This window comes from Moorena sp. SIO3H5, assembly GCF_010692395.1.
GTDB lineage: Bacteria > Cyanobacteriota > Cyanobacteriia > Cyanobacteriales > Coleofasciculaceae > Moorena.
The window spans coordinates 1-3106 of the sequence record NZ_JAAHHS010000625.1 but is presented as its reverse complement, the minus strand read 5'-3'; the positions used below and the strand labels follow the sequence as shown (position 1 = coordinate 3106).

The 3106-nt window shown below is 44.6% G+C and carries 3 protein-coding genes; all 3 read left to right on the top strand.

Annotation, left to right across the window (positions count from 1 at the left end):
• The first annotated feature begins 383 nt into the window (after positions 1–383).
• The 3 genes from menA to F6K52_RS34630 all read left to right on the top strand — a co-directional run bounded on the left by menA (position 384) and on the right by F6K52_RS34630 (position 3053).
• Positions 384–1295 carry a 2-carboxy-1,4-naphthoquinone phytyltransferase gene (gene menA / locus F6K52_RS34640; RefSeq protein ID WP_293089497.1) on the top strand — a complete coding sequence of 304 codons (912 nt, stop codon included), beginning with the start codon at positions 384–386 and terminating at the stop codon, positions 1293–1295.
• 7 nt (positions 1296–1302) lie between these two features.
• The gene (gene ubiE / locus F6K52_RS34635; RefSeq protein ID WP_293089494.1) at positions 1303–2001 is read left to right on the top strand and encodes a bifunctional demethylmenaquinone methyltransferase/2-methoxy-6-polyprenyl-1,4-benzoquinol methylase UbiE; all 699 of its coding nucleotides are present in this window, start codon (positions 1303–1305) and stop codon (positions 1999–2001) included.
• Between the two features lie 296 nt (positions 2002–2297).
• The gene (locus F6K52_RS34630) at positions 2298–3053 is read left to right on the top strand and encodes an o-succinylbenzoate synthase (protein ID WP_293089491.1); all 756 of its coding nucleotides are present in this window, start codon (positions 2298–2300) and stop codon (positions 3051–3053) included.
• The last annotated feature ends 53 nt before the right edge of the window (positions 3054–3106 follow it).

Here is a 3106-nt window from a genome sequence, read left to right as displayed (position 1 = left end):
CGTTCCCCTTTCTAGCACTTTTACATTACTGGTCATACTTTTTAGTCATACTGTTTAGGATTGCTTACAAGACTTACAGGGTGCGTTATTAACGCACCCTACTACTTTTAGAGTTTAGGATTCAATTTTGCGTAAGTCTTATAGTAATAGTTGTTATTTTACAACTTTAGTTAATATTTTTTAAAAAAAATTTACAAAAATTTAATACAAAATATTAACGTATAATCAATTCACGACCTTGATTGGGATTAATGGTATTCTGCTAGTCAGCCCCTTAACACCGTTGAAGACCGTTGACCCAAAGCTTGAACAGTCCCAGCAGTATTGGTTTATGGTTTGACGGTTAGCCTAGCACGACTTCCATTCATAATTCCGTGACTATTTTGACAACAAACACAATTAATGCTCCGAGCTCCAAACGGAAATTGTGGCTAGCAGCTATCAAGCCTCCCATGTATAGCGTGGCAATTATCTATGTTTGGGTGGCAGCAGCTGTGGCATGGTTTGAGACTAATCACCTCAATTGGACGATATTTTTGACATTTGTCAGTGCTTCGATTCTGATTCTGGCTTGGGAGAATCTTAGTAACGATGTGTTTGACTCTGAGACTGGAATTGATAAAAACAAAGCTCACTCGATAGTGAACCTGACGGCAAACAAATCCTTGATTTTTTGGCTAGGGAACCTGTGTTTAGGACTGGGTATCCTTGGCATGCTACTGATCTGCTGGTGGCAGCAAGACTTAACGGTGATGGGATTACTATTGCTATGCTGCAGCCTTGGCTATATCTACCAAGGACCTCCGTTTCGCCTAGGCTACCAAGGTCTAGGAGAGATTCTGGCTTTTTTGAGCTTTGGTCCGTTAGGTATGTCCGCTGCCTACTACAGTCAAACCCAGAGTTGGTCTGTGACTAACCTGGCGGCATCGATAATTGTGGGTCTTGGGACTACGTTAATTCTATTTTGCTCCCATTTTCACCAAGTAAAGGATGATATAGCAGCTGGGAAGCGATCGCCTATTGTTCGCCTTGGCACCAAACGGGGTGCTCAACTGTTGCCCTGGATTTGTGGTATCCTATTCTCTGCTACTGCTGGGTTTGTGATCATGGGGCTATTCCCCCTATCGACGTTACTCAATTTGGTGGGATTACCTTTTGCGATCAAGCTTTGCCGCCATGTTAACGCTCATCACAACCAACCGCAAAAGGTAAGTAATTGTAAGTTTATTGCCGTAGCGCTACATTTTTGGAGTGGACTCTTGTTGGGTGTCGGTTTCGTAATTAACCTTAATTGAACGAATCATGTCAGACCAATCCCAGGCGATTCAGGGAATTTTTGATAATATCTCTTCTAACTATGACCAGCTTAATGACTCGATCAGTTGGGGTCAGCATCGAATTTGGAAGTTGATGACGGTTAAATGGGCTGAGCCTAAGTCAGGAGATACCTTTGTTGACCTGTGTTGTGGCAGTGGAGACTTGACTCGACTATTAGCCGAAAGAGTAGGCAGTCTAGGAAAGGTGTATGGAGTCGATTTTGCTCCCCAGATGTTAGCGATCGCAAAACAAAAAACCTCTGAACCACAGATTCACTGGCAAGAGGCGGATGTTTTAGATTTACCATTTGCTGACAATACCTTTGATGGAGCAACTATGGGATATGGATTACGTAATGTCGTAGATATCCCCAAGAGCCTAAAGGAAATTTACCGTATTCTTAAACCAGGGGCTAAAGCAGCAATTCTTGACTTTCACTTACCGTCTCAGCCTCTGTTTCGGCAGTTTGAACAGTGGTATCTGGAAACTATTGTTGTTCCCCTAGCCAGTCAGCAAGGACTTGAGGAAGAGTATGCCTATATCTGGCCGAGTGTACAGCGATTCCCCCGTGGTCCGGAGCAAGAATCTTTAGCACAGCAAGTAGGCTTTCGTGCAACTCACTACCCGATTGTTGGTGGAACCTTAGGAGTATTGGTATTAAATAAACCTAGAAGTGTTGAATAGGGAATCGGGAATCGGGAATCGGGAATAGGGAATCGGGAATCGGGAATCGGGATGTAAGCGGTCAGCGGTCAGTGGTCAGCGGTCAGCTTATTTTATTCAAAAGCACCATCTGCGTGGCACAGGCTTTGGCCTTTGGCCACGCTGTGCGAACGAGGCTGTGAATAACCCTACAGGCTTCGACGCTATGATAACCCATAAGTTGATCACTGAAAGCTGATAGCTGATAGCTGATAGCTGAGTGCTTATATAGGGATGCAGCGCAATAGCAATTAAAAATAGCAATTAGCAATTAATCAATGACCAACTATCAGTTCAAGTTTCACCCATACCAGCGTCCCTTTAAACATCCGTTGTCTACTAGTCATGGCCAATGGACAGTCAGAGAAGGTATCATTCTTAGCCTTAGTGATGAAATAGGGAACATTGGCTGGGGTGAAATTGCTCCTATCCCTTGGTTTGGTTCGGAAACTCTGGAACAAGCCTTTAATTTTTGCGAGCAATTACCTCAGGAGATTAGTACAGAGGAGATTTTCGCCATTCCTGCTGAACTCCCCTGCTGTCAATTTGGGTTTGAATCGGCTTGGGAGCTAGTGATGGGCAAAGGACTTTCTACAAAGGACTTTGAACAAAGCAAACAACACTACAGTTACTTGTTGCCGAGTTATGACGCAGCCAAACAGTCCTGGGAAGCCCCCTGGAATCAGGGATACCGAACCTTTAAATGGAAAATTGGTATTGCTCCGATTGAGGATGAAGTCAAGATAGTTCAGGAGTTGGTTAAAGCAATACCTGCTTCTGGCCAATTGCGTTTGGATGCCAATGGGGGATTGACTAAACAAGAAGCTGAGCAGTGGCTGATGGTATGTGAAACTATGGGAGCAGTTGAGTTTATCGAACAGCCCCTACCTCCAGAGCAGTTCGATGTGATGTTGGAGATGAGCCACAACTATTCCACTGCGATCGCATTGGATGAATCTGTGGCAACCCTTGACCAACTTGAACAGTGTTACCAGCGGGGATGGCGAGGAATTTTTGTGATTAAAGCTGCGTAGAGATCATGGTCGCCGGCGATCCCGAGAAGAAAGCCGCCGCCGAGCGGAGCAAA

Bases quoted from the DNA above. Each gene is read 5' to 3' on its own strand.
- ubiE (WP_293089494.1), top strand. From the start codon at position 1,303: ATGTCAGACCAATCCCAGGCGATTCAGGGAATTTTTGATAATATCTCT.
- F6K52_RS34630 (WP_293089491.1), top strand. From the start codon at position 2,298: ATGACCAACTATCAGTTCAAGTTTCACCCATACCAGCGTCCCTTTAAA.